This window comes from Candidatus Thalassolituus haligoni (assembly GCF_041222825.1).
In the GTDB taxonomy this organism is placed as follows: domain Bacteria; phylum Pseudomonadota; class Gammaproteobacteria; order Pseudomonadales; family Oceanobacteraceae; genus Oceanobacter; species Oceanobacter antarcticus.
On record NZ_CP139482.1, the window covers coordinates 83208 to 104473 of the forward strand.

Annotated in this window: 24 protein-coding genes; 11 read left to right on the forward strand and 13 right to left on the reverse strand. The window is 54.4% G+C overall.

Features of this window, described 5'->3' with window-relative positions:
* Complete coding sequence (locus SOJ49_RS00395; RefSeq protein ID WP_369856268.1) at nt 1–1080, forward strand: hypothetical protein; 1080 nt, start codon at nt 1–3, stop codon at nt 1078–1080.
* 95 nt (nt 1081–1175) lie between these two features.
* Here the strand turns inward: SOJ49_RS00395 and SOJ49_RS00400 are convergent, their stop codons facing one another.
* Together SOJ49_RS00400 and SOJ49_RS00405 are read right to left on the reverse strand one after the other, a co-directional pair.
* Nucleotides 1176–1745: a YceI family protein gene (locus SOJ49_RS00400; RefSeq protein ID WP_369856269.1), complete on the reverse strand. Its 570-nt coding sequence runs from the start codon at nt 1743–1745 to the stop codon at nt 1176–1178.
* A gap of 94 nt (nt 1746–1839) precedes the next feature.
* Nucleotides 1840–2379, reverse strand: a complete 540-nt coding sequence (locus tag SOJ49_RS00405; RefSeq protein ID WP_369856270.1) for a cytochrome b — start codon at nt 2377–2379, stop codon at nt 1840–1842.
* Between the two features lie 210 nt (nt 2380–2589).
* On the opposite strand from SOJ49_RS00405, the gene SOJ49_RS00410 reads away from it, so the two are divergent.
* Entirely contained in the window at nt 2590–3501 is a 912-nt protein-coding gene (locus SOJ49_RS00410) for a LysR family transcriptional regulator (RefSeq protein WP_369856271.1), read from the forward strand.
* 201 nt (nt 3502–3702) lie between these two features.
* Here the strand turns inward: SOJ49_RS00410 and SOJ49_RS00415 are convergent, their stop codons facing one another.
* Entirely contained in the window at nt 3703–4287 is a 585-nt protein-coding gene (locus SOJ49_RS00415) for a hypothetical protein (RefSeq protein WP_369856272.1), read from the reverse strand.
* A 105-nt stretch (nt 4288–4392) separates the two neighbouring features.
* On the reverse strand, nt 4393–5817 hold the full coding sequence (locus tag SOJ49_RS00420; RefSeq protein ID WP_369856273.1) for an MATE family efflux transporter: 1425 nt from the start codon (nt 5815–5817) through the stop codon (nt 4393–4395).
* A gap of 38 nt (nt 5818–5855) precedes the next feature.
* Between SOJ49_RS00420 and SOJ49_RS00425 the strand changes: the two genes are divergently transcribed.
* Together SOJ49_RS00425 and SOJ49_RS00430 are read left to right on the forward strand one after the other, a co-directional pair.
* On the forward strand, nt 5856–6494 hold the full coding sequence (locus SOJ49_RS00425) for an SCO family protein (RefSeq protein WP_369856274.1): 639 nt from the start codon (nt 5856–5858) through the stop codon (nt 6492–6494).
* A 52-nt stretch (nt 6495–6546) separates the two neighbouring features.
* Complete coding sequence (locus tag SOJ49_RS00430; RefSeq protein WP_369856275.1) at nt 6547–6738, forward strand: hypothetical protein; 192 nt, start codon at nt 6547–6549, stop codon at nt 6736–6738.
* Nucleotides 6739–6898: 160 nt separating this feature from the next.
* Here the strand turns inward: SOJ49_RS00430 and znuB are convergent, their stop codons facing one another.
* The 3 genes from znuB to SOJ49_RS00445 are packed head-to-tail and all read right to left on the reverse strand — an operon-like array spanning nt 6899 to nt 8953.
* Nucleotides 6899–7696 carry a zinc ABC transporter permease subunit ZnuB gene (znuB, locus tag SOJ49_RS00435; protein WP_369856276.1) on the reverse strand — a complete coding sequence of 266 codons (798 nt, stop codon included), beginning with the start codon at nt 7694–7696 and terminating at the stop codon, nt 6899–6901.
* Complete coding sequence (locus SOJ49_RS00440) at nt 7693–8460, reverse strand: ATP-binding cassette domain-containing protein (RefSeq protein ID WP_369856277.1); 768 nt, start codon at nt 8458–8460, stop codon at nt 7693–7695. The genes znuB and SOJ49_RS00440 overlap by 4 nt, the downstream gene beginning before the upstream one ends.
* Nucleotides 8453–8953 carry a Fur family transcriptional regulator gene (locus SOJ49_RS00445; protein WP_369856278.1) on the reverse strand — a complete coding sequence of 167 codons (501 nt, stop codon included), beginning with the start codon at nt 8951–8953 and terminating at the stop codon, nt 8453–8455. The genes SOJ49_RS00440 and SOJ49_RS00445 overlap by 8 nt, the downstream gene beginning before the upstream one ends.
* Nucleotides 8954–9010: 57 nt before the next feature.
* On the opposite strand from SOJ49_RS00445, the gene SOJ49_RS00450 reads away from it, so the two are divergent.
* The gene (locus SOJ49_RS00450; protein ID WP_369856279.1) at nt 9011–9985 is read left to right on the forward strand and encodes a metal ABC transporter solute-binding protein, Zn/Mn family; all 975 of its coding nucleotides are present in this window, start codon (nt 9011–9013) and stop codon (nt 9983–9985) included.
* 125 nt (nt 9986–10110) lie between these two features.
* Complete coding sequence (gene glmU, locus SOJ49_RS00455) at nt 10111–11514, forward strand: bifunctional UDP-N-acetylglucosamine diphosphorylase/glucosamine-1-phosphate N-acetyltransferase GlmU (RefSeq protein ID WP_369856280.1); 1404 nt, start codon at nt 10111–10113, stop codon at nt 11512–11514.
* 85 nt (nt 11515–11599) lie between these two features.
* Here the strand turns inward: glmU and SOJ49_RS00460 are convergent, their stop codons facing one another.
* Nucleotides 11600–12952 (reverse strand): TolC family outer membrane protein, encoded by a 1353-nt coding sequence (locus SOJ49_RS00460; RefSeq protein ID WP_369856281.1) that lies wholly within the window; start codon nt 12950–12952, stop codon nt 11600–11602.
* A gap of 155 nt (nt 12953–13107) precedes the next feature.
* On the opposite strand from SOJ49_RS00460, the gene SOJ49_RS00465 reads away from it, so the two are divergent.
* The 5 genes from SOJ49_RS00465 (at nt 13108) to parE (ending at nt 17752) form a co-directional block, all read left to right on the forward strand.
* Nucleotides 13108–13722, forward strand: a complete 615-nt coding sequence (locus SOJ49_RS00465; protein ID WP_369856282.1) for an NUDIX domain-containing protein — start codon at nt 13108–13110, stop codon at nt 13720–13722.
* A gap of 174 nt (nt 13723–13896) precedes the next feature.
* A complete protein-coding gene (locus SOJ49_RS00470; protein WP_369858096.1) occupies nt 13897–14253 on the forward strand; it encodes a DUF1249 domain-containing protein in 357 nt (118 codons plus the stop codon).
* A 47-nt stretch (nt 14254–14300) separates the two neighbouring features.
* Nucleotides 14301–15107 (forward strand): 3',5'-cyclic-AMP phosphodiesterase, encoded by an 807-nt coding sequence (gene cpdA / locus SOJ49_RS00475; RefSeq protein ID WP_369856283.1) that lies wholly within the window; start codon nt 14301–14303, stop codon nt 15105–15107.
* A 20-nt stretch (nt 15108–15127) separates the two neighbouring features.
* Entirely contained in the window at nt 15128–15736 is a 609-nt protein-coding gene (locus SOJ49_RS00480; RefSeq protein ID WP_369856284.1) for a YqiA/YcfP family alpha/beta fold hydrolase, read from the forward strand.
* Nucleotides 15737–15817: 81 nt separating this feature from the next.
* Nucleotides 15818–17752, forward strand: a complete 1935-nt coding sequence (gene parE / locus SOJ49_RS00485; RefSeq protein WP_369856285.1) for a DNA topoisomerase IV subunit B — start codon at nt 15818–15820, stop codon at nt 17750–17752.
* A 1-nt stretch (nt 17753) separates the two neighbouring features.
* Here parE and SOJ49_RS00490 read toward each other — a convergent pair whose 3' ends face one another.
* From SOJ49_RS00490 to SOJ49_RS00510, 5 genes are all read right to left on the reverse strand, one after another.
* Nucleotides 17754–18191: an Rrf2 family transcriptional regulator gene (locus tag SOJ49_RS00490; protein ID WP_369856286.1), complete on the reverse strand. Its 438-nt coding sequence runs from the start codon at nt 18189–18191 to the stop codon at nt 17754–17756.
* Nucleotides 18192–18500: 309 nt separating this feature from the next.
* A complete protein-coding gene (locus tag SOJ49_RS00495) occupies nt 18501–19430 on the reverse strand; it encodes an AgmX/PglI C-terminal domain-containing protein (RefSeq protein ID WP_369856287.1) in 930 nt (309 codons plus the stop codon).
* Entirely contained in the window at nt 19427–19933 is a 507-nt protein-coding gene (locus SOJ49_RS00500) for an ExbD/TolR family protein (RefSeq protein WP_369856288.1), read from the reverse strand. The genes SOJ49_RS00495 and SOJ49_RS00500 overlap by 4 nt, the downstream gene beginning before the upstream one ends.
* Complete coding sequence (locus tag SOJ49_RS00505; protein WP_369856289.1) at nt 19930–20448, reverse strand: ExbD/TolR family protein; 519 nt, start codon at nt 20446–20448, stop codon at nt 19930–19932. Before SOJ49_RS00505 ends, SOJ49_RS00500 begins: the two co-directional genes overlap by 4 nt.
* Nucleotides 20449–20461: 13 nt before the next feature.
* The gene (locus SOJ49_RS00510) at nt 20462–21112 is read right to left on the reverse strand and encodes a MotA/TolQ/ExbB proton channel family protein (RefSeq protein ID WP_369856290.1); all 651 of its coding nucleotides are present in this window, start codon (nt 21110–21112) and stop codon (nt 20462–20464) included.
* Nucleotides 21113–21266: the final 154 nt, after the last annotated feature.

A 21266-nucleotide genomic window follows, 5' to 3' on the forward strand; every position in this document is an offset into this window, starting at 1 on the left:
ATGATTCATCAAGCACACTGCCATACGCTCAAAAACCTGGTCGTCGCCGGGTGTTGCCTGTTGCTGGCGGCCTGTGCCTCCTCACCGAGCCAGCCGGACAACAGCATGGCGGATAACGACACCCGCTTGTCGCGGGACGGTACTCCCGTTTGGGCGGTGACGCCGCCCTCTGCTGCTGGAATGGCTTACGGCGTAGGCAGTATCGAGGTGTACGGTGATCCGGCCAGTGCGGTCAAGCGTGCCAGCGAGCTGGCGCGAGTGGATCTGGTCAGTCAGTTACGGGTGACCATCAGTGGTGATTTTTCTTCCACCGTCACGGAAACCGCTGCGACCGGTACAGCAACCCGTGTGCAGCGGAGCGTCAGCCAATACGCTCGCAGTCAGGTTGCCGAAGTACAGCTCGATGAGGTCAGCATTACCGATGCCAGCGTGGCCAATGGCTACGCCTATGCGCTGGCGGAGCTGGATCGTACAGCGGCATCTGCCCGTTTGCGCCAGCAAATGGCCGAAGTAGAGCAACAACTGGATCAGTACGGCAATGTCCAGCCTCAGGGTGATACCTTGCAACAACTGCGTGTGATGCTGCCAATCCTGGGCCTGATTGCCGAACGGCAGGCGTTTGCGGAGAAGCTGGGTCTGGTCAGTGTGCAGCATCGGATACCGGCGTTATCCGCTGAGCACAAGGCTTTGCAGCAGCGGGTTTACATGCTGCTGGATCAGTTAACAGTGCGCTTGTCGTTTGACAATGATGATGCCCGGCTGATGCAGGGCGCGTTGATCGAAACGCTGACGTCACAGGGATTGCGCATGCAGACACCTGGGCAGCCACAAAACAATGTTGACTTGGTGTTTGGCGTCAGTGCCGAACGCAGTTCGCGCCAGCAAGGTGGTCGTTTTTATGCGTTTGTGCAGGCGCGGATCACCATAGCGGATCGCGATGGTCGGGTATTGTCGTCATTCAGTGACACGGCCCGTGGGGTCTCGGGTCTAGAGGCTAATGCCTGGCAAGGGGCGGCCGAGGCGGTGGCCGACAAACTCCAGCAGGAGCTAGCGCAAACCCTGGCAGAGCGGTTGCAATAAGCCGGAATTCTGGCTCCCGTGTGGGAGCCAGATCAGCCTCTGGCCAGCCGCGAGGCTGGGCCAGAGGCGGTGGAAGTTCTAAAAAGTTCGAAGAGTTACTGGCGAACACCTTCCACGTTTAATTCCAGTTCGACCGGCAAGTTACCCAGGTAACCATCCATGTTGTAGTCCTTCAGCATGATGGTGGTGGTACCGGTAAATCCAGCGCGATAGCCGCCCCATGGGTCGTCGCCTTCACCGATCTGGCTAACCGGGAAGGTAATGGTTTTGGTCACGCCGCGCAGGTTGAATTCACCGCTCAGCTCACCCTTGCCGTCTCCTGTTGGCTTGTAGCTGGTGCTTTTGAACGTCGCAGTCGGGTATTTGTCGACGGCGAGGAAGTCTTTACTGCGCAGGTGTTTGTCACGTTCCGCATGGTTGGAGTCGATCGAGGTGGTATCAATCTTGATCTCGATGTCGGAAGCGGCTGGCTTGGCCTTGTCCCAGTCGAATTTGCCTTCAAAAGTATTGAAGCGGCCTGTCAGCCAGCTGTAACCCAGATGCTTGACCTTGAAGTTGATGGAGGCATGGGCACCTTTGGTATCCACTACATAGTCAGCGGCGTTGGCGACAGTGGCCGTCATGGCTGCGGCAGCAACAGACAGGGCTATCAGCAGTTTTTTCATGGTCGAGCTCCTTGGGGGTCTGATAATTAATGGTTGGTTAAATCGTTGTTTGATCGGTTGATCAATTTGTTAAAAAGATAGCCAGTGGCCGGGTTTACGGCCGGAGCATACGCTTCAGGGTGTTATCCCGGTTAATAAGCTGGTGTTTTAACGCCGCGAGGGCGTGTAAAGCCACCATTCCGATCAGTAACCAGGCGAGTAGCTCGTGCACCTTGCCAGCAATTTCTTCCTGGCTGCCACGGTCGGTCAGGGTGGCGGGGACAGAAAACACACCAAACACATCGACGGCGCGGCCATCGGCGGTAGAAATCAGATAGCCGCTGACAAACAGGGCCGCCATCACCAGATACAGGCCTAAATGAACCAGGTGGGCAGCCTGATTCTCGATTTTTTTGTCCGACAGGCCGGTCGGTACGGTGTTGATTTGCCGCCACAGCAGTCGGGCTAAAAATACCAGTGCCAGCAGCACACCAGAGGCCTTGTGAAATTCCAGCGAGCCGTGATACCAGCTGTCGTAGTAGGTCAGTTCAACCATGTACAGGCCAAGGCCGAACATGCCAAAAATGCCCACTGCCATTAGCCAATGCAAGGCGATGGCGATCAGTCCGTAGCGACTGGAGGTGTTGGTGATCATAACGCTCCCTCTTGTCCTTTCCGCTTGTATTGTTGCCTTGCTTGTCTCATTGCTGTGTGGCTCGGCTCACTATCAAAGCAAAAGCGGTGAATGGTATTCACTCGTTGTACGCCGCCTACATTACGCAATATTGAATGTGGTAAAAATAGCGATTACTCGACAATTATTGTGCAAAAATGCACATTGATATGGTGGCTCGAGAGTCCAATTGTGCAAAACGACGATTTCAGCTGGGATGATCTCTATGTTGCTTACCGGGTGGCGGAACTGGGCACCCTGAGCAAGACCGGAGAACGCTTGGGGCTGAACCATTCCACTGTGCTGCGGCGTATCTCCCGGCTGGAGCAGCAGTTGGGAGTGAAGCTGTTTATCCGCCATCAGCGTGGTTATCGGTTAACGGATGCCGGTCAGTTGATGCTGCAACGGATGCAACCGATTGCGGATGAAATGCTGCGGTTATATTCCGGCCTGACGTCATTTGAGGCATCGCCGTCCGGCACGCTGCGGATTTCGACGGTGTCTGATTTTTCGCTGTTTTTTGCTCCCTTGTTACATACCTTTCGGGAGCAGTATCCGCACATCCGGGTGCAGGTGGTAGCCACCGATGACCGGATGTCGCTGGTCAGTGGTGATGTGCATGTGGCCATCCGCATGGGCAGCCAACCGCAGGAGCCGGATCTGATTGCACGCCGGTTGCTGCCTGCCACTATGGAGTACTATGCCGCCAAACGTTATATCCAGCGTTATGGTACGCCGAGGTCGCTGGCGGATGTGAATCGTCATCAGTGGGTGCTGCCGTCGGGTAACAAGCGTCAGATTTCCGGTATCTGGCAATTGCTGGAACGCCTTGACCCTCATCAGATCGTATTTGAGAGCAACAGCTTTACCGATATTTATTCAGCAGTCTCTGCGGGAATGGGCATTGGTCCGATCGGCATGTTACAGCGCTCGGGCAATAGTCATGAAGCGCTGCAGTTGGTTGAGTTTGGTCTCCATGCGGAGCCTTCTTATATGTGGTTTGTGTATCACAAGGACATGCGAGGCAGCGGCAGAATCAAGGCTCTGCAGAGTTTTGTGCTGGAGCATGTGTCAGCCATGATGCCGGGCGTAGTGGGTCAGTAGTCGGTCCGAGGCTACAGGGCATCTGAAAATGCAGCGAACGCTGAAAGGACAAGGCAAAAATCGGCGAAAAAGCGCACGCCTGCACGGATGCCGGCGTTAGAGCGACACAGGAAGCCAACGCCGAGTTGATGAGTGATAAATGAGCATTTTGAGTCGATATTTAACACTGTCATTTCGAGTGCAGTCATTTATAGATGTGCCCTACAGTAACTGGCTCGACAGTCCCAGGCTGGCCGACAGACAGGGCCATGGCTGACAGATCCGGGTCACTGTGGTTGCGCTCGCGCCGGAAGGATAATGATTGATCAGGGCATCCGGGTTGTGGATCAGGGCTTCAATCTGCTCGTCAATACGTATTGCATCGTCACCCAGCAGTGTCTGTATAACGATGTTAGCGGTGGCGGGGTCATGATCGATCAATGGTTGGCCATAACGGCTAATAAAGGCGTCATTGCAGGTTTCCAAGATCCTCAGGGTGAAATAGGCCTGCCGCAAGGCGATCAGGCTGCCAGAGGCACCGGCAGGTATCGAAAGTTCGAGCAGTGGCAGAGTGTTTTCAATGCGCCGGTGCAGACGCGGCGCACTGTTCTTGAGCGGTGGCAGAACCAGACGCTGATAGACGCAATAGGCCAGGGTGTACTGACAAAGCTGGCTGACGGCGGCTTCACTGGCCAAATGAACGATACGGCTCAGGCTGTTGAGGCTCGCGGTGATGCGCGCTTCCAGATCAGATCCTTGTTGCAGATCGTTCTGTACACGCGGGCTGGTTACGGCCATAGGCGTCATTATTACCTCTGTATTTTTAGTTATTGTAGTAAAATCAATGATTTACTAATAGATGTAGGTGCTGATCAAAAAAGTATAGTAAATATTGACGGACTGGCCAGTCGATTAGTGCTCTGGTGCAAAAGAGACAGGTTCGCGATAAAGCTGAAGTGTGAAGCGCATCACAAATACCGCCCTGGCCAATAAAAACGCATAAAAACTCAGCCATAAACCGGTGTTGCCCAGCTCGCTGGTGAGCCACCAAAGCGGCATGAAGACCAGTAATGCGGCAGTTAACATGGCATTACGCATGGTACTGGCGGCACCGGCACCGATACACAACCCATCCAGCCAGTAGCTCCAGAAGCCCACCAGAGGCAAACCAATCAGCCAGATTTGATACTCATCCAATAGTGGTAACAGCGCCGGGTTGTTCGTAAACAGTGGCCATAACCAGTTGCCCGCAGCGGTAAAGGTCAGGCTCAGCAGGATTGCCAATGTCAGAGAATTGACGCCAGTAATAATAACGATGCGTTGAACGTTAACAGACAGGCGTTCGATAGCATCGCGGCTGCGTCGCTGGTGTGCGGTTTGACCGGTCTGCGCCAGTGCTTGTCCAGTCAGACTTTCTGCCGCATGGGCAATGCCGTCCAGGGCGTTGGAAATCAGCAACAGCAAGGTGATCATCAGGCTGTTGGCCGCCAGAATCAGCTCGCCTTGACGTGCACCCTGGGCGTTAAAAAAGGCAAACACCAAGAGCAGCGTCAGCGTTCTTACAAACAGCTGGCGGTTGATGCGGATCATGGGCTGTAGTTGCTGCCAGGACGGGCGGCGGTGCCAACGCTGTAGGACTTTGTGAATCAGGCAGTGCTGGTCAGCGAGAGCCTCAACGCCACTCTGTTGCCGCCAGACAAACCACAACCCGGTGACGAGACCGAGGTAGTCGGCAATAACGCTGCCGAGGGCAACCCCGTCAGTGGTCATGTCCATACCATAGACAAACAAGGCATCCAGGCCACCATTCGCCAGGTTGGTGACGGTCATAATGATCAGTGGTACACGGGTTTGGCCACGGCCGATAAACCAGCCCAACAGCGCATACTGGGCGAAGACTGCCGGCACCGAAATGACTCGAATACTGAGGTACAGTTGGGCACCGTCAGAGACCGCTTGCGTCGCCCCCATCCAGGGGATTACCTGAGGTAACAGCAGCCAGCCACAGCAGCCAATAATGGCGCTCAGGGGAAGAGCCAGCCAGAATGCATGGCCCAATACCCCGGTCTGTTCGGCGGTCGAGCGGCTGCGCGCAGTCAGCGCGGTTGTACCCATCCGTAAAAAGCCGAAGCTCCAGCACAGCAGGGTAAACAGCTGGGCACCAATTGAGACGGCGCCGAGGTAGGCGGCGTCGGGCAGATGGCCGAGAATCGCGCTGTCGACCAGACCCAGCAGTGGAACGGTGATATTGCTCAGCATCACCGGCCAGGCAATGGCGAGGATGCGACCTTGTGTCGCGGCCCAGCCGGGGGCTGGCACAGCGGATGTAAACGACATGGCTGGTATACTCACGAATCAGCAACAGGAGAACGTAAATGAACAATCGGGTGTCTGCAGCGTCCCGCGTCGGCGCTATCTTACTCTTCGTGGTGCTGGCTGTATCGGCTGCCGTGGGGATGTTGATGGCTCATCTGGCCGATCCGGCAGCGCGACTGGGCTCCACCAGTGGGGTGATGTTGTTTAATCACAGCAGTCCGGTCAGTGACTTCAAATTTATTGACCAGCATGGCGAACACCGTGATCAGGCCAGTTTCTCCTCGGGCTGGAAGCTGGTGTTTTTTGGCTATACCTTTTGCCCGGATATCTGCCCAACCACGCTGGCGGATCTGAACCGGGTCTGGAAAGCGCTGCCGGATGAGGCTCGTCAACGTCTGGACGTGGTGTTTGTGTCGGTGGATCCACAACGGGATCGACCCGCCAGCCTGGCGCCTTATCTACAATATTTTAACCCGGCGTTTGTCGGTCTGACCGGCAATCCCCAGGCGCTGGCGCAGCTGGCGCAGGAGATCAATGGCTTCTACGCCAGGGTTGATCGCGGCGAGGCGCCATATTTGATGGATCATTCGGCCAACTTGATGTTGGTGGATGCACAGTGGCAATTCAGAGGTTATATCGAGCCTCCGTTTCGTCCTGGGCGTTTGACGCCTATTCTGGCCGCGCTGGCCGGAATGTAACCAATGGATTGCACGGGCATACATTAACCCCAACAGGGAAGGCAGGGATTGCATGGCAGCGCTCCGCCGCTTCCGTTTGATACCCGCCTGGCAGTACTGCCTGTTTCACTCCTGGCGTTGGGGTCTCGACGACAACCCCTGTAGTAGCGATGACAGCAGCCAGTGCAGCACGGCGATTGTGCTGACCCGGGAGGAGTGGCGCTTGACGGAGATAACCTGTTTGTCTGTTATGCGGGTGGCTTGAAACGTTTTGATGTCTCCGGTAGCTGGTCTGCGGTTGAAACCGGTGATTTTACCGATCTGGCGTGTTGCTGGTGAACCTGTCGGATGACACACCGGTGCTGCTGTCGACGATCAGTGAGGGTCAGTAAGCACGCCCAGTACCGCAGTTGCCCCGAACCTGATCAGCGTCTGGTAACCGCCATGCTGGCGACAAACAGCAGTGTGGCGGCGACCACCACACTTGGCCCGGCCGGGGTATCCCACCAGAACGAAGCCGTCATGCCCATCAGTACCGACAGAATGCCGACCAGGCTGGCGAACAGGGCCATCTGCTCGGGGGTGCGTGACAGGCTACGGGCTGCCGCCGGGGGAATAATCAGCATGGCGCTGACCAGCAGGATGCCGACAATTTTCATCGCCAGGGCAATCACCAACGCCAACATCAGAATCAGCAATAACTGCAATCGTGCCACCGGATAGCCGTCAATAGTGGCCAATTCCGGGCTGACGGTGGTCGCCAGCAAACCGCGCCATTGCCAGATAATCAGGCCGATACAGACCACCGCCGCTAGCGCGACCAGCAAGGTATCGTTACTGGTCACCGCCAGCAAATCGCCAAACAGGTAACCCATCAGATCAACCCGCACATCCTGCGCCAGGCTCAGTACCACCAGCCCGACAGCCAGCATGCTGTGGGAAATAATCCCCAGCAAGGTATCGGAAGAGAGCGACGCGACACGTTGCATCGGATACAGCAATAGCGCCAGTACCAGCGAGCTGAGCAGCAGCGCCAGGGTTGGGTGAATATCGGAAATTACCCCCAGGGTAATCCCCAGCAGCGCTCCGTGTGCCAGCGTATCGCCAAAAAACGCCATCCGTCGCCATACAACAAAGCTGCCCAGTGGCCCGGTGACGCAAGCCAGCAGCAAACCACTGAAGAGTGGCATCAGCCACCAGTAAGACATCATCAGAGCGTTCATGGCTGGCCGGTTTCCGCAGTCTGGTCGTGATCGATATGGCCATCCAGACAGTGCTGGTGGTCGTGATGGTGGGTGTAGTGGGCAATCGGCGCGGTACGTTGGCCAAACAGTTGTTGGTACGCCTCACTGCCGGAGACATGATCCGGGTGACCAGAACAGCAGATATGGCCATTCATGCAGATCACTTCGTCGGTGGCCGCCATCACCAGATGCAGATCGTGAGAGACCATTAATACGCCGCAACCGAGTTCGTCACGCAGGGTAGGGATCAGCTGGTAAAGTTCGTGCTGACCCTGAACATCGACACCCTGGACGGGTTCATCCAGCACCAGCAGGTCGGGCTTGAGTAACAGCGCCCTGGCCAGTAACACCCGTTGCCATTCGCCACCGGATAAATCCTGAATATCCTGATCGGTCAGTCGTTGGATGCCCAGTCGCTGGATCCAGCCGTGGATGGCGCTGTCACGCGCTCCCCGAGCCAGCCGCAAAAATCCGAGCACGGTCAGGGGCAGTCGTGGTTCCAGTTGTAATTGTTGCGGCATATAACCGACGGTGAGGGGTTTGCGGCGCCAGACCGAGCCGGAATCGATGCTTTCCAGTCCCAGCAAGACGCGGATCAGCGTCGACTTGCCACAGCCGTTGGGGCCAATCAGCGTCAGGATCTGACCAGCATGCAACTCCAGGTCAATATCGGTTAATACTTGTTTGTGGCGGCGTTTGAGGTTTAGTCCGGTTGCTTTTAACAGCAGGGTCGCTTCAGGCATGAGGGGCATCCGCCTGTCCGGATTCGGCCTGGCAGCCGGGGCAGAGGCCGGTCAGCTCGGTCAGCTGGTGGCGGACCTGCACTCCGAGGACTTGCTCCACCTGTCGGGTCAGAGCCTGCAGTTTGTCGTCCGGTAATTCCTGCGCCCGGCCGCAGCGTTCGCAAATAAAAAAACAAACGGGATGGCTTGAACCCGGATGGCTGCAACCGACATAGGCATTGAGTGAATGCAGGCGATGCACCAACCCCAGATCGAGCAGGAAATCCAGTGCCCGATAGACAGTGGGTGGCGCGGAATTAAAGCCATCACTGGCCAGTGCGGGCAACAATTCATAAGCGCCAACCGGTTTGTGGCTTTGCCAGATCAGTTCCAGTACCCGTTGCCGTACTCGGGTCAGGCGCGCCCCTTTGTCGTCGCACAGTGCCTGGGCCTGACTCAGTGCCTTTGTGACGCAGTGCGTATGATTGTGGGGTTGGTACACATTCTGGCTCATGGACGGGCAACCTTAGGTTATAATGTTGCAATTTTACGAAAGACTGAACGAGACACAATGAAGAAAGTGATATTTTTGCTGTTATTGGTACTTCTTGGTGCCACTACGCCAGCGTTTGCCGATACCGTCATAGCCAGCTCATCCGGGCAAACTGCCAAACCGGTGCCGATGGTACTGGCCAGTGTGCATCCGTTGGCGCTGGTCGCCGCCTCGGTGATTCCGGCTGAGCGGCTGCGGGTACTGGTGCCACCCGGTATGACACCGCACGATTTTGCCCTGCGTCCTTCCGACATTGATCTGATCCAGAGCGCCGATATCATTCTCTGGGCCGGGCCAGTGACCGAGCCTTATCTGAAAGGCTTTGCCACCCGCTGGCCTGATAAAGTGTGGATTAATGTTGCCGAGCTGGGCCAGCAGAGTCCGATTCAAGATCCACACTGGTGGCTGTCGCCCGACATCATGAAGCAGGCTCAGCAGCAGTTGGCGCAGCGGGTGGGTCGTGATCCTGCGGTGTTTGCCAACGCGGTGGATCTGGCGGTAGCGGCGGCGCGGCAATTACTGCAGCCGGTGCAGCAGCGAGGCTTTTTTGTCTTTCACCGCGCCTACGACCACTGGGTCGCCGCCATGGGCCTGAATCAGGTGGGTTCCTTTACTCTCAGCCCAGAACAAAAGCCGGGCATCCGCACACTGCAGACCATGCGTTCACAGTTATTGAGCGGTGAAGTGGTGTGTGTTTTCAGTGAGCCGGAATTCTCCCCGGCGCTGGTAGATCGGATTGTTGAGGGGATTAACGTTGGTCGTGGTGAGCTGGATCCGATGGCGTTGCAAATTGATATTGCCAGCGATGCCTATCCGGCGCTGATTGCTGATATGGCCCAACGCGCCAAAACCTGTCTGGAAGCCGTAGCGGTGAATGCTGCTGGCTTACCGGACACCGAACTCGACAAGGCGTCACTGATCTTGCAAGAGCAGGATGACAGTATCGATTTGCCACTTCACAGCCATACCCATGAAGCTGGCCACAGCCATTAACGAACAGCCATTAACAGATCGGCCAGTATAATCTAGCGAAGCGGGACACCCAGGCTGGCTGCAAGATGCCAGCCTGTTAGAATGACGCCCAATTCAGGCAGCTATCCGGTAAGCGAGCACCCTTCATGTCTCAGCCATCTCCTTCCTTCGATCTCCCGTTAGCGATTATCACTCTGGCCGCAGGCAAAGGTTCGCGGATGCGATCCGACTTGCCCAAAGTGCTGCACACGCTGGCTGGCAAGCCCATGCTGCAACACGTGCTGGACAGCGCCAGTCAGCTCGCCGGTGCTCGTCAGTATGTGGTTATTGGTCACGGTGCCGAACAGGTGCAAGCGGCCATTGCGCAGGACGTTTGCTGGGCCATACAGCAACAACAACAAGGGACTGGCCACGCGGTTGCCCAAGCGCTGCCGGAGGTGCCGGACGATGCGCTGGTGCTGGTGTTATACGGTGACGTCCCCTTGATCACCCCCGCAACGTTGTCGGCGCTGCTGCAACAAACCCATGCCTCCAAAGGACAGGACGGCGGCTTGGCATTACTGACGATTGAGCTGGTTGATGCCACCGGGTATGGCCGTATTGTGCGCGACGAAAGCGGCAACATTCAGGCGATCGTGGAACATAAAGAGGCGACCCCGGAGCAGCGTATTATTCGGGAGGTGAACACCGGTATTCTGGCGGTGGCAGCCAGGCATCTGCGACGCTGGCTGCCGTTGTTGTCGGCCAACAATGTGCAGGGCGAATATTACCTGACCGATATTGTGGCGCTGGCCGTGGCAGAAGGTATTGCGGTGCGGGCAATCCATCCACAGCATGAGCACGAGGTTCAGGGTGTGAATGACCGACTGCAATTGGCCGGACTGGAACGGGTGTTTCAACGGCAGCAGGCGGATGATCTGCTGCGACTCGGCGTCGCATTGGCAGATCCAGCCCGGCTGGATATTCGGGGTTCACTGACGGTGGGGCACGATGTGGCGATAGATGTAGGCTGTATCTTTGAAGGCGATGTCATCCTGGGCGATGGGGTGACGATTGGTCCTTACTGTGTGATACGCAATAGCCAGCTGGCAGCAGCAACACGAGTTGAAGCCTATTGCCATATTGATGAAGCCGCCGTGGCGCAAGCCTGTGTGGTTGGCCCTTATGCCCGCTTGCGGCCAGGGGCAGATCTGGCTAATGGCGCAAGGGTCGGTAATTTCTGCGAAGTAAAAAAAGCCCACATCGGGGCGGGCTCGAAGGTGAATCACCTTAGCTATATTGGTGATGCCGAGGTTGGTACCAACGTCAATATTGGCGCTGGCACCATCACTTGTAACTACGATGGCGTGAACAAGGCATTAACCCGTATTGGTGACAACGCCTTTATTGGTTCCAACTCGGCGCTGGTGGCGCCGGTTGCTATTGGAGCCAATGTCACCATCGGCGCGGGATCTGTGATTGTCAGCCCGGTCGCTGATCACCAACTGGCGATTGCGCGCGGCAAGCAACGAAATATCGATGGCTGGCAGCGGCCGGTGAAAAAGTGCTGAAAACACTGAACTGATGGAAATCAGACTACGGATCCGCGTAGGCGTAGGGCGGGCTTTATTCCCCGCCCACCTTGCCTTGCGCTGTTTAGACCTTCAGCCAGCTGTTTAACACATCAATATCCTGTTCACTCAGGGTTCCGGCGTAAAACTTCAGATTGAGCAAGTTAATGATGTAGTCATAACGGGCATTGGCGTAATCACGTTGGGCACTGAACAGGTTTTTCTGTGCGTTCAGTACCTCGACGATGTTACGGGTGCCGACCTGATAGCCGGTTTCAGTGGCTTTCAGGGCACTTTGTGCTGAGGTGATGACTTGCTTGCGGGCGTTGATGTTCTGGACGCTGGTTTGCAATTGGCGGAACAGGCTGCGGATGTTCTGTTTTACGCCGCGACGCTGTTGTTCCAGTTGGTAGTCGGCGGTAGCCAGGTTGCTGGCGGACTGTTTACTCTGCGCGTACAGGGAACCACCGGTAAACAATGGCATGGAAACCGTCAGGCCAATGGTGCTGACCGTTGAATCGGTCGGGTCAGGCGTATAGGCTGGTGCTGGTGCACTGTCGCCAGTAGTATAGCTGGCGCTGAGATTGACGGTTGGCAGCCGATTGGAGCGGGTTGCATTACGCTGCAGACGTACGCCTTCTTTTTGTGCGATCGCCATGCGAATACCGGCGTATTTCTCCAGACCTGATTCGACCCAGGAGGAGACATCCGCAGGAGCAGGCATCTGCATTTTGACATCGCTCTGCAAGCTGGCAATGTCGTCGTAACGCTGGCCAGTCAGGACTTCCAGAGCTTCATAGCTGACGTCCAGGGCCGCCTGCAGGCTCAGCAGGTTGACGGCAGACAGGTCGTAGCTGGCCTGTGCTTCATGAACGTCGGTAATGGCAATCAGGCCGACATCAAAACGCTGGCGGGTTTGTTCCAGTGAGCGCTTGACAGCACGTTCTTCGGCTTTGCCGGTTTCAAGGTTGTCGGCCGCCCGCAGGATATCAAAATAGGCTTGGGCAGTACGTACCAGCAGTTGTTGCTCCGCCAGTTGCAGCTGTGATTCGTAGCTGTTATCCACGGTTTTGGCAGCTTGATAGGTATACCAGCTGTTGAGGTTAAACAGCGTTTGGGAGGCTGACAGTTGGAGTGAACCGAGCTCGTAATCGGCCTTGTTGGTCGATACTGAATAGTCGTTATTCTGGATGATATTAACGATGCTGGCACTATCGGCTTCAACGTCATAGTGGGTGTAACTATAAGACGCCTGTGCTTGGGGCAAGATAGCACCGCGAGCAATCATCACGTTATAGCTATTTGCTTCCCGCGTTGCTCTGGCGGCGGCAATTTCCGCGTCGTTGCTGGCCGCCTGGCGGTAAATGGTGCTAAGGTCACTCGCTGTAGCGACACTGGATGCCAGTACCAGGGCTGAGATGGAAAGCAGTTTTTTCATGGCAAAACCTTTGCTGAATCCTGGAAAGTAGACGTGCCAACGAGTCTATCAGAAAAAAACCGGTGGCCCGCAGTGGCATTGTGCACGCGTTCAGAACAGTGCGTGCATGTGGCTAATTACAAATATTCTTGTCCAGTAATATAGTCAGGTCAAGTATGGATTACGAAGATACGACGCCAGGTCATGAAGATTGGGTACTAACACGCAAGGATGTGGCTTATCAGGGCTTCTTTCGTATCGAACGCCTGTGGCTGCGTCACAAGACCTTTGCGGGTGGCTGGACCGACACTTTTTGCCGCGAGTTATTTGAACGTGGAGAAGTGGTGTGCGTGCTGTTGTATGACCCCAAACAGGATTTACTGGTATTAACCGAACAGTTTCGGGTTGGTGCCCTCGCTGATGATGAGACACCCTGGTTGACTGAGCTGGTAGCAGGGATGATCGAACCCGGAGAGTCGGTGGAGCAAGTGGCTGCCCGCGAGACGATGGAAGAGGCCGGTTGTCAGTTTGATCAGTTACTGCCGATCTGCCGTTATTGGTCTTCTCCTGGGGGAACGAGCGAAAGGGTCCATCTCTATTGCGGGTTACTGGATAGCAGTGGCGTTGGCGGTATTCATGGTTTGCCAGACGAGCATGAAGATATCCGTTTGCGCCTGATGAGTTTTGAAGCCGCCTGGCAGGCGTTTGAAACAGGCAAAATTAACAATGCAGCCACTATTATTGCGCTGCAGTGGATGAAAATTCATCACAGTGAATTACGCCAGTGCTGAGCGACTGCTGCAGTGCTGATTCATTGTGCAACCTTGATTGTGATTATGAGCAACCGCACACGACAACGTTATGTTCCTGACCTGTCTGTCTTATCCTCTCTTGGACAGGCCAATTATGCACGTCTGCAAAAACTGGTGCCAGATCACACTGTCGGTGTACAACATACGTACAGCATGAGTAATGGCTCGCAACCCGCGCTCAGAATATCCGTTAAAATTGAGGCAAGTCACCGATACACCACTATGCTGAAAGTTGCCCAGTTTGATGAAACGGCCAATTGGGTGGCTCCGCCGGTTATGAGTGTGCGCATGTACCACGATGTGCGCCTCGCGGAAGTGATTGGGTTTCAGAACGAGCGTGTCCGTGAAGGACGCTACGACTATCCGAATGACAGGATGCGTTTGCCGGATGAAAAAACCCAGTTAAATCGCTTTCTGGCTGACTGGCTGGAACATTGTATTAAATTCGGACATATTGATCAGGAAGTCGTATTGAGTCCTGGCAGGCATTCGCCAGCTGACGGCGTATAAGGAAATTTCCGGCTGGCAGGTAGCCTGGTATTTGATGGGAGTGGCGTTTGGTCTTTTTTGATAGAACATCAACCTTCCGGTTGATCCAGATTACAGATACCCACCTGAGTGCGACGAAGGATGGACACTTGCTGGGTATGAATACGCTGGACAGCTTGCGTTGTGTGCTGGATATCATTCGTGCTGATCATCAGGATATGGATGCCATGCTGGTGACCGGTGACCTTTCCCAGGATGGGAGCAGCGAGTCTTACCGTTATTTGAAAGCTGAACTGGAGCCCTTCGCAGCCCCCAGTTTCTGGATCCCCGGCAATCACGATGACCTGGACAATATGGCGGCAGTGACTGATGGCACTGGCCTGCAGGATCGAATATTGCGCACCCCTCATTGGCAGGTGGTGATGCTTGACAGCCGTGTTGCGGGCAAGGTGTACGGTGAATTACCTGATACGGAGCTCGCCCGGCTCGAATCCGCGCTGTCCGAAGCCCCCGAATTGCACACGCTTGTGTGCTTTCATCATCATCCGGTTTCCATGCAGTGTCGCTGGATTGATAATATCGGCCTCCGTAATTCAGCTGAACTGATGTCTGTTGTCTCCCGGTTTGCTAATGTACGAGGTCTGCTTTGGGGCCACGTACATCAGCAGAGCGATCAGATGGTCGGCGATCTGCGCCTGCTGTCGACGCCTTCAACCTGCGTTCAGTTTGCACCCACTACCGATGAATTTACGATTGATCGTCTCAGTCCCGGATTTCGCTGGTTGAATCTGCTGCCCGATGGCCGTATCGAAACCGATATCAAGCGGGTTGAGCATATTGAATTTGAAGTTGATTATTCCGTTAAGGGATACTGATTTAAGGAACCTACCTGACGGTGACTCACCTCGACGGCCTCGGCTGCTTGTACTTGCATGGATTTCTCAGCTCCCCCCAGTCGCTCAAGGCTCAGGAAACTCTGGCCTATTTCCGTCGGCAAGGACTGGAGTCGGCGTTGCGTCTACCCGAATTACCCTTCGCTCCGGCTGATGCCATTACGCTGGCAGCGGATCAATTACAACAATTACAGCAGCGTTATGAGCGTGTATGTGTCATTGGCAGCTCGCTCGGGGGCTTTTATGCGACCTGGCTGGCTGAGGCCTATCGGGTTCCGGCCGTGCTGGTTAATCCTGCGGTTCAGCCACATAAACTGTTCCGTCATTATGTTGGTCCTAACCGGCACTATTATTCTGGCCAGTCATTTGAGCTGACGGATATCCACCTGGATCAATTGGCGGCATTGGATGTTACCTCCGTCGCCCGCCCGGAGGATCTGCTGGTACTGCTGCAAACGGCGGATGAGACGCTGGACTATCGTCATGCTGCGCAACTGTATCGTCATTGCCCTGGCTGGAGCCAGGCTGGTGGAACGCATAGCTTTGAAGGCTATGGCCAGTTTTTGCCACGCATCATGGCATTTGTTGCCAGTCGCCAGCTATTTCACTGACGAGAGAGCACACCATCCGGATGCTGTTGGCCTGCTGGCTGGGTATACTCCGTGCCTGCCGTATCGTTCACAGAGGTCATCATGTCCGACACCCGCAAAACACCTGGTCAATACACCGCAGCGTCAATTGAAGTTCTTAGTGGACTTGACCCGGTGCGCAAACGTCCGGGTATGTACACGGATACAACCCGCCCTAACCATCTTGCCCAGGAAGTAATTGATAACTCGGTGGATGAGGCTCTGGCTGGCCATGCTTCCCGTATTGATGTCACGTTGCATGCGGATGGCTCCATGACCGTGCTGGATGATGGCCGTGGTATGCCAACGGATATTCACCCGGAGCATGGCGTCTCTGGCGTCGAGCTGATTCTTAGCCAACTGCATGCGGGTGGCAAATTTTCTAATGACAGTTACCAGTTTTCTGGTGGTTTACACGGCGTTGGGGTATCTGTTGTTAACGCTTTGTCCAAGGCGCTGGAGGTGACTATCTGGCGTGATGGCCAGGTGCACCGTATCGGTTTCAAGGATGGCTACAAGGTTGCCGACCTGCAGATTATTGATAGTTGTGGCAAGAAAAAAACCGGCAGCAGTGTACGGTTTTTGCCGGATGAATCGTATTTCGATAGCCCGCGCTTTTCCGTGGTTCGCCTGAAACACGTGTTGCGTGCCAAAGCGGTGCTTTGTCCTGGGCTGCGGATTGTTTTTGTTGCGCCTGACAGCGCCGATAGTGATGAGTGGTATTACGAAGACGGCCTCAAGGATTATCTGGTTAATGCTGCCAGTGGTTATGAAGTCGTGCCTGCAACGCCATTTACCGGTTCGATGTCCGGGCCCAGTGAGGGTGTGGATTGGGCGGTGCACTGGTTACCGGATGGCGGCGAGCTGTTGCAGGAGAGTTACGTTAACCTGATTCCTACGGCCCAGGGTGGGACGCATGTGAATGGTTTCCGATCCGGGTTGCTGGATGCGTTGCGGGAGTTTTGTGAGTTTCGTAATTTGCTGCCTAGAGGCATCAAACTGACACCGGACGACCTCTGGGAGCGATGTTCTTACGTCGTCTCCGCCAAGCTCTCCGACCCCCAGTTTGCTGGCCAGACAAAAGAACGGTTGTCGTCACGAGAAGCATCGGCCTTTATCTCCGGTGTTGTAAAAGATGCTTTTGCATTGTGGCTGAATGATCATATTTCCGCTGCAGAACAACTTGCTGAATTGGCGATAACGAGTGCCCAGACCCGCTTGCGCAAATCGAAAAAAGTGGCCCGCAAGAAAATCACCCAGGGGCCGGCGCTGCCTGGAAAACTGGCTGATTGTACCGGCCAGGATGGTGAGCGGACGGAATTGTTCCTGGTCGAGGGAGACTCGGCTGGCGGTTCCGCCAAACAAGCGCGTGATCGTGAGTTTCAGGCGATCATGCCGCTACGGGGCAAAATCCTCAACACCTGGGAAATCGATTCAGATCAGATCCTGGCGTCGCAGGAAGTCCACCATATTGCCATTGCCCTGGGGATTGATCCTGGCTCGGATGATCTCTCCGGATTACGTTACGGCAAGGTGTGTATTCTTGCCGATGCAGATTCTGATGGATTGCACATCGCTACCTTGTTGTGCGCACTGTTCCTCCGTCACTTCCCGGCGCTGGTAGCAAACGGTCACGTGTATGTTGCCATGCCACCCCTGTACCGGATCGATATCGGCAAGGATGTTTATTATGCACTGGACGAAGCGGAGCGCAGCGGGATTGTTGAACGTATCGAAGCGGAGAAAAAGCGTGGCAAAATTAACGTGCAGCGTTTCAAGGGGCTGGGCGAGATGAATCCGATGCAGTTGCGTGAAACCACCATGGATCCGAATACTCGCCGTCTGGTGCAACTGGTGCTGGAAGCTGACGATCCTGGATCTGAGATCCAGCAAACTTCGGAGACGCTGGAGTTGATGGATATGCTGCTGGCCAAAAAACGTTCAGGGGATCGTAAGTTATGGCTTGAACGGCGTGGTAATGAGGCTGAACTGGCTTGAATCAGCTGGCGTGCTCTGGCAATGGGACGAGCAACCAGTGAATATCCTGCTGGCTGATATCTTCCAGGCAGTACTGCTCTAGCACCTGCATGAAGGCCGCCGCTGCATCGGCCAGAACGCCTTGTAAGCGGCAGTGACCTGTCATAGGACAGTCAATGCCGCCACAATCAATAGGATCCAGCTGGAGTTCCAGCTCCCTGACAATATCGGCAATACTTAATTGTCGGGTAGTCGCCGCCAGAGTAATGCCGCCCATCTTGCCTCTTGTGCTGTGTATCCAGCCAAGCCCGGCCAGCTTTTGGCTGACCTTGTTGACGTGGTTATGATTCATGTTAAATCGATGCGCAAGGATGGAGAGCGATACTTTTTCATTCGCCGGTGTTTGGCATAAATACACCAAAATACGAAGGCCGTAGTCAGTAAATCGGGTTAACTGCATAGTGTAACGTCAATATTCAGCACATTTACTGCAATATACCGCGTGTTCAGCGGGTGTAAATACAAGGATCTCAGTAAAAAGGCATTTCATGACTTCAGATGCCGATAATTGAGCTGCTTTCGTCTCTGGGGTAGATGATGCCATGACGGGATATACAGAGCTGACTCGTTTAAGTTGTCCAGTCAGGGTTTTTGGAGGGGTGGGGGAGCTGGACGTTAGCCATGGTTTGCCGTGCTGTTGTCATAATCTCCGTAAAGAAATAAGGGCTGCTAATGCAGCCCTTATTCTTATGCCTCAATCAGTATCAGGTTACGGTACAAAGTTGATGGGGAACTCAACACTGGCCGTATCCACTTCTGGACGATCTTTGAATCGCATGCGACGGCATTGTGACAGCAGGCGCTTGTGAAGATCATCATCGTTCAGCTCACTGCGACCAATCTCGCAAGACTCAACCGCACCGGTTGGCGCAATTTTCAAAGCCAGTACCACTGTACCTGCCAGAGTCGGGTTTTTCTGCTGGGCGCGGCGATAGGCATTGAAGAAGCTTTGCTTGCTGGTTTCGAACACCAGACGCATTTCTTCCTGAGTCCGTTTGGTGGCGGCTTCCTCGGTCTTGCGAATTTCTTCGCTGGAGACTTCGACGGCCGTTGTCGCACGTTCACCCAATTGCTCGCCACTGGTGGCTGCTGTCAGGGTTGACTCATCAATACCGTTCAAGGCAACTACTGCATTTGGATCCACAACGCTGCCAGCACCGACCGAGGCTTTACCATTATTGCTCAGTGCTGCACTGTTGGTATCCAACTTGACGTTCGGGATCGCCGCAGCCAAGGCTGCCAACGAGTTCAGAGCGTCTGCTCCCAAAGCTTCCTTGACCTTATCCTGAGCTTTTTTACGCTCTTCTGGCTTCGCTTCTACCTTGGGTTTCGGTTTTGGCTTCGGTTTTTCTTCCGGTTTTGGAACTTCCGGTTTGGGTTCCTCTTTTTTCTCTTCCTTTGGCGGAGGAGGTGGCGGAGGTGGCGGAACCGGTTTTTTCTGTTCCAGCAGCTTGGCCAGGGTGGGCGGAATTTTTTCCAACTCACTCCGATCCGGCTCGGGTACATCCATCATCGGGATCAAAACTCCGAGGATTGCGGTTAGCAACAGGGCTCCAATCAGGATGGGGATGTAACGCTTTTCACCTGTATCAACCCAGGGCAAGACAGGGATATGTCGATTTATGAGTGCTTCGCTCATGGCGTACCTCCCTCATCGACTTTGTTAACCGCCAGTGAAATATTACTGAACGTCGCTTTTGAACAGGTGTTCATCACTTTTTTCAGCAGCTGGTAGGGGGTGTCTTTATCACCGACGATGGTAATAAAACGACCCAACTCCAACATTTCTGGCGACAGTGGTGAGCGCTCAGCCATGTATTGCAGTTCGGTAAGAAGTGCATCAATGGTTTCGCCTTCTGTCGCTTCAGCCTGCGGTATGCCTATAACGGCACGACCCTGAACCAGAATTTCCTGCTTGTTGACCATCACGACCAGATTTTCTTCTGGCATGTTTTCGGCAATCGAAGCGGGTAACTCGATTTGTTCACTGTCTTCAACTTTCACATCGTTCTGGTTAACCATAAGGAAAAACACCAGGATGGTGAAAATATCCATCAATGCGGTCAGGTTCAGCGTGCTGCCACCTTTGTTACGCTTGTGGCTGCGAGCCATGCGCTTGGCGCGGCGGGACGTTTTTTTCATGGTGTCACCTCCGTTGCGGTCGCCAGATCAGGCGCTGCTCCGAGGGAAATGTCCGGAAACAGGGCTGCATCAACCACTGACGTCACAACAACGGCAGGGTATATACGAACCGTATCCATCACTGATACCAGGGTCTGGTAATCAATACCTGGCTCTGGGAGCAGATTGATGTCGGTTTTCTCAGCAAATACGGGATCTTTTTTGATCTCTTGCAGGATGGTCGACAGTCCTTCGAAGTCGTAGCTTTCGCCTTCCTTCGGGAACGTCGCATGCACCACCGTTTGCAACAGATAGCTATGAGAAACTTGTATGCTGTCTGAGCGGATGATGACCTCGAGCGTCACATCTTTTGGGTCTACAACACTAGGCTGATCGCCCGCCGGCAACTTGAGATCGATTACGGACAGCTGTGAGAACACCATGTTCATCAGCAGTACTGGTACCAGTACGATCATCAGGTTCATAAAAGATGTAACGTTGAGCTCCGCCTGTTCTTGATTGCGTTGGCGTCTCATTGGAAATTACATCTCACTTGTTGCCGGGAGTGGATTGGCCTTGCTTGCGCTCGGTAATGATGTTCAAAAACTTCACTCCGGCCATTTCAATGCTGTCGACAATCTCATTGGTTTTGGTCTGCAGATAAGTATGCAGTAACAACAGTGGAATCGCTGCCATCAAACCAAATGCGGTGGTGTTCATCGCAACCGAAATACTCTGCGACAGCAGGGTGGCTTTTTCTGCTGGTGCGGCGTTGGCAACAGCGGTAAAAGCAGCAATAAGACCCATGATAGTTCCAAGCAGCCCCATCAGGGTGGCAATGTTCGCCAAAGTGGCGACGTACTGGGTGCGTTTTTCAAGCTGGGGTACCGCTTCCATCAGACCTTCTTCAAGAGCGTATTCAATTTCTTCGCGACGCTGGCTGCCTGGAATTCGGGCAATGGCGGCAGAGAAAATATCGCCCAGTTTGGTACTGGATTCGTTGGCATAGTTCAGGGCTGCGCGCATATCACGGCTTTCCAGCATTGGCAGGATTTCGTCAAAAGCCTTGCGGTTACTCGACTTTTCCTTGGTCAGGTAGAGCAAACGCTCCAGCGCAATGGCAATACCCACAGCCATGATAATGGCAATCGGGTACATAAATACGCCGCCTTCTTGAAAAAAACGTACGATGGAATCCATAGAATTTCCCCCAGATTTATTACGTGGTAGATAGTATTTTACTGTTAGCTTTCAAGCTGTTGTTGGTATTCAACAGCAGGAAAATTGCATTTAATCGACAACCGGCCATGCAAATACAGCTAATTTCACTGATTTGTCAGCCTACGCGATCCTT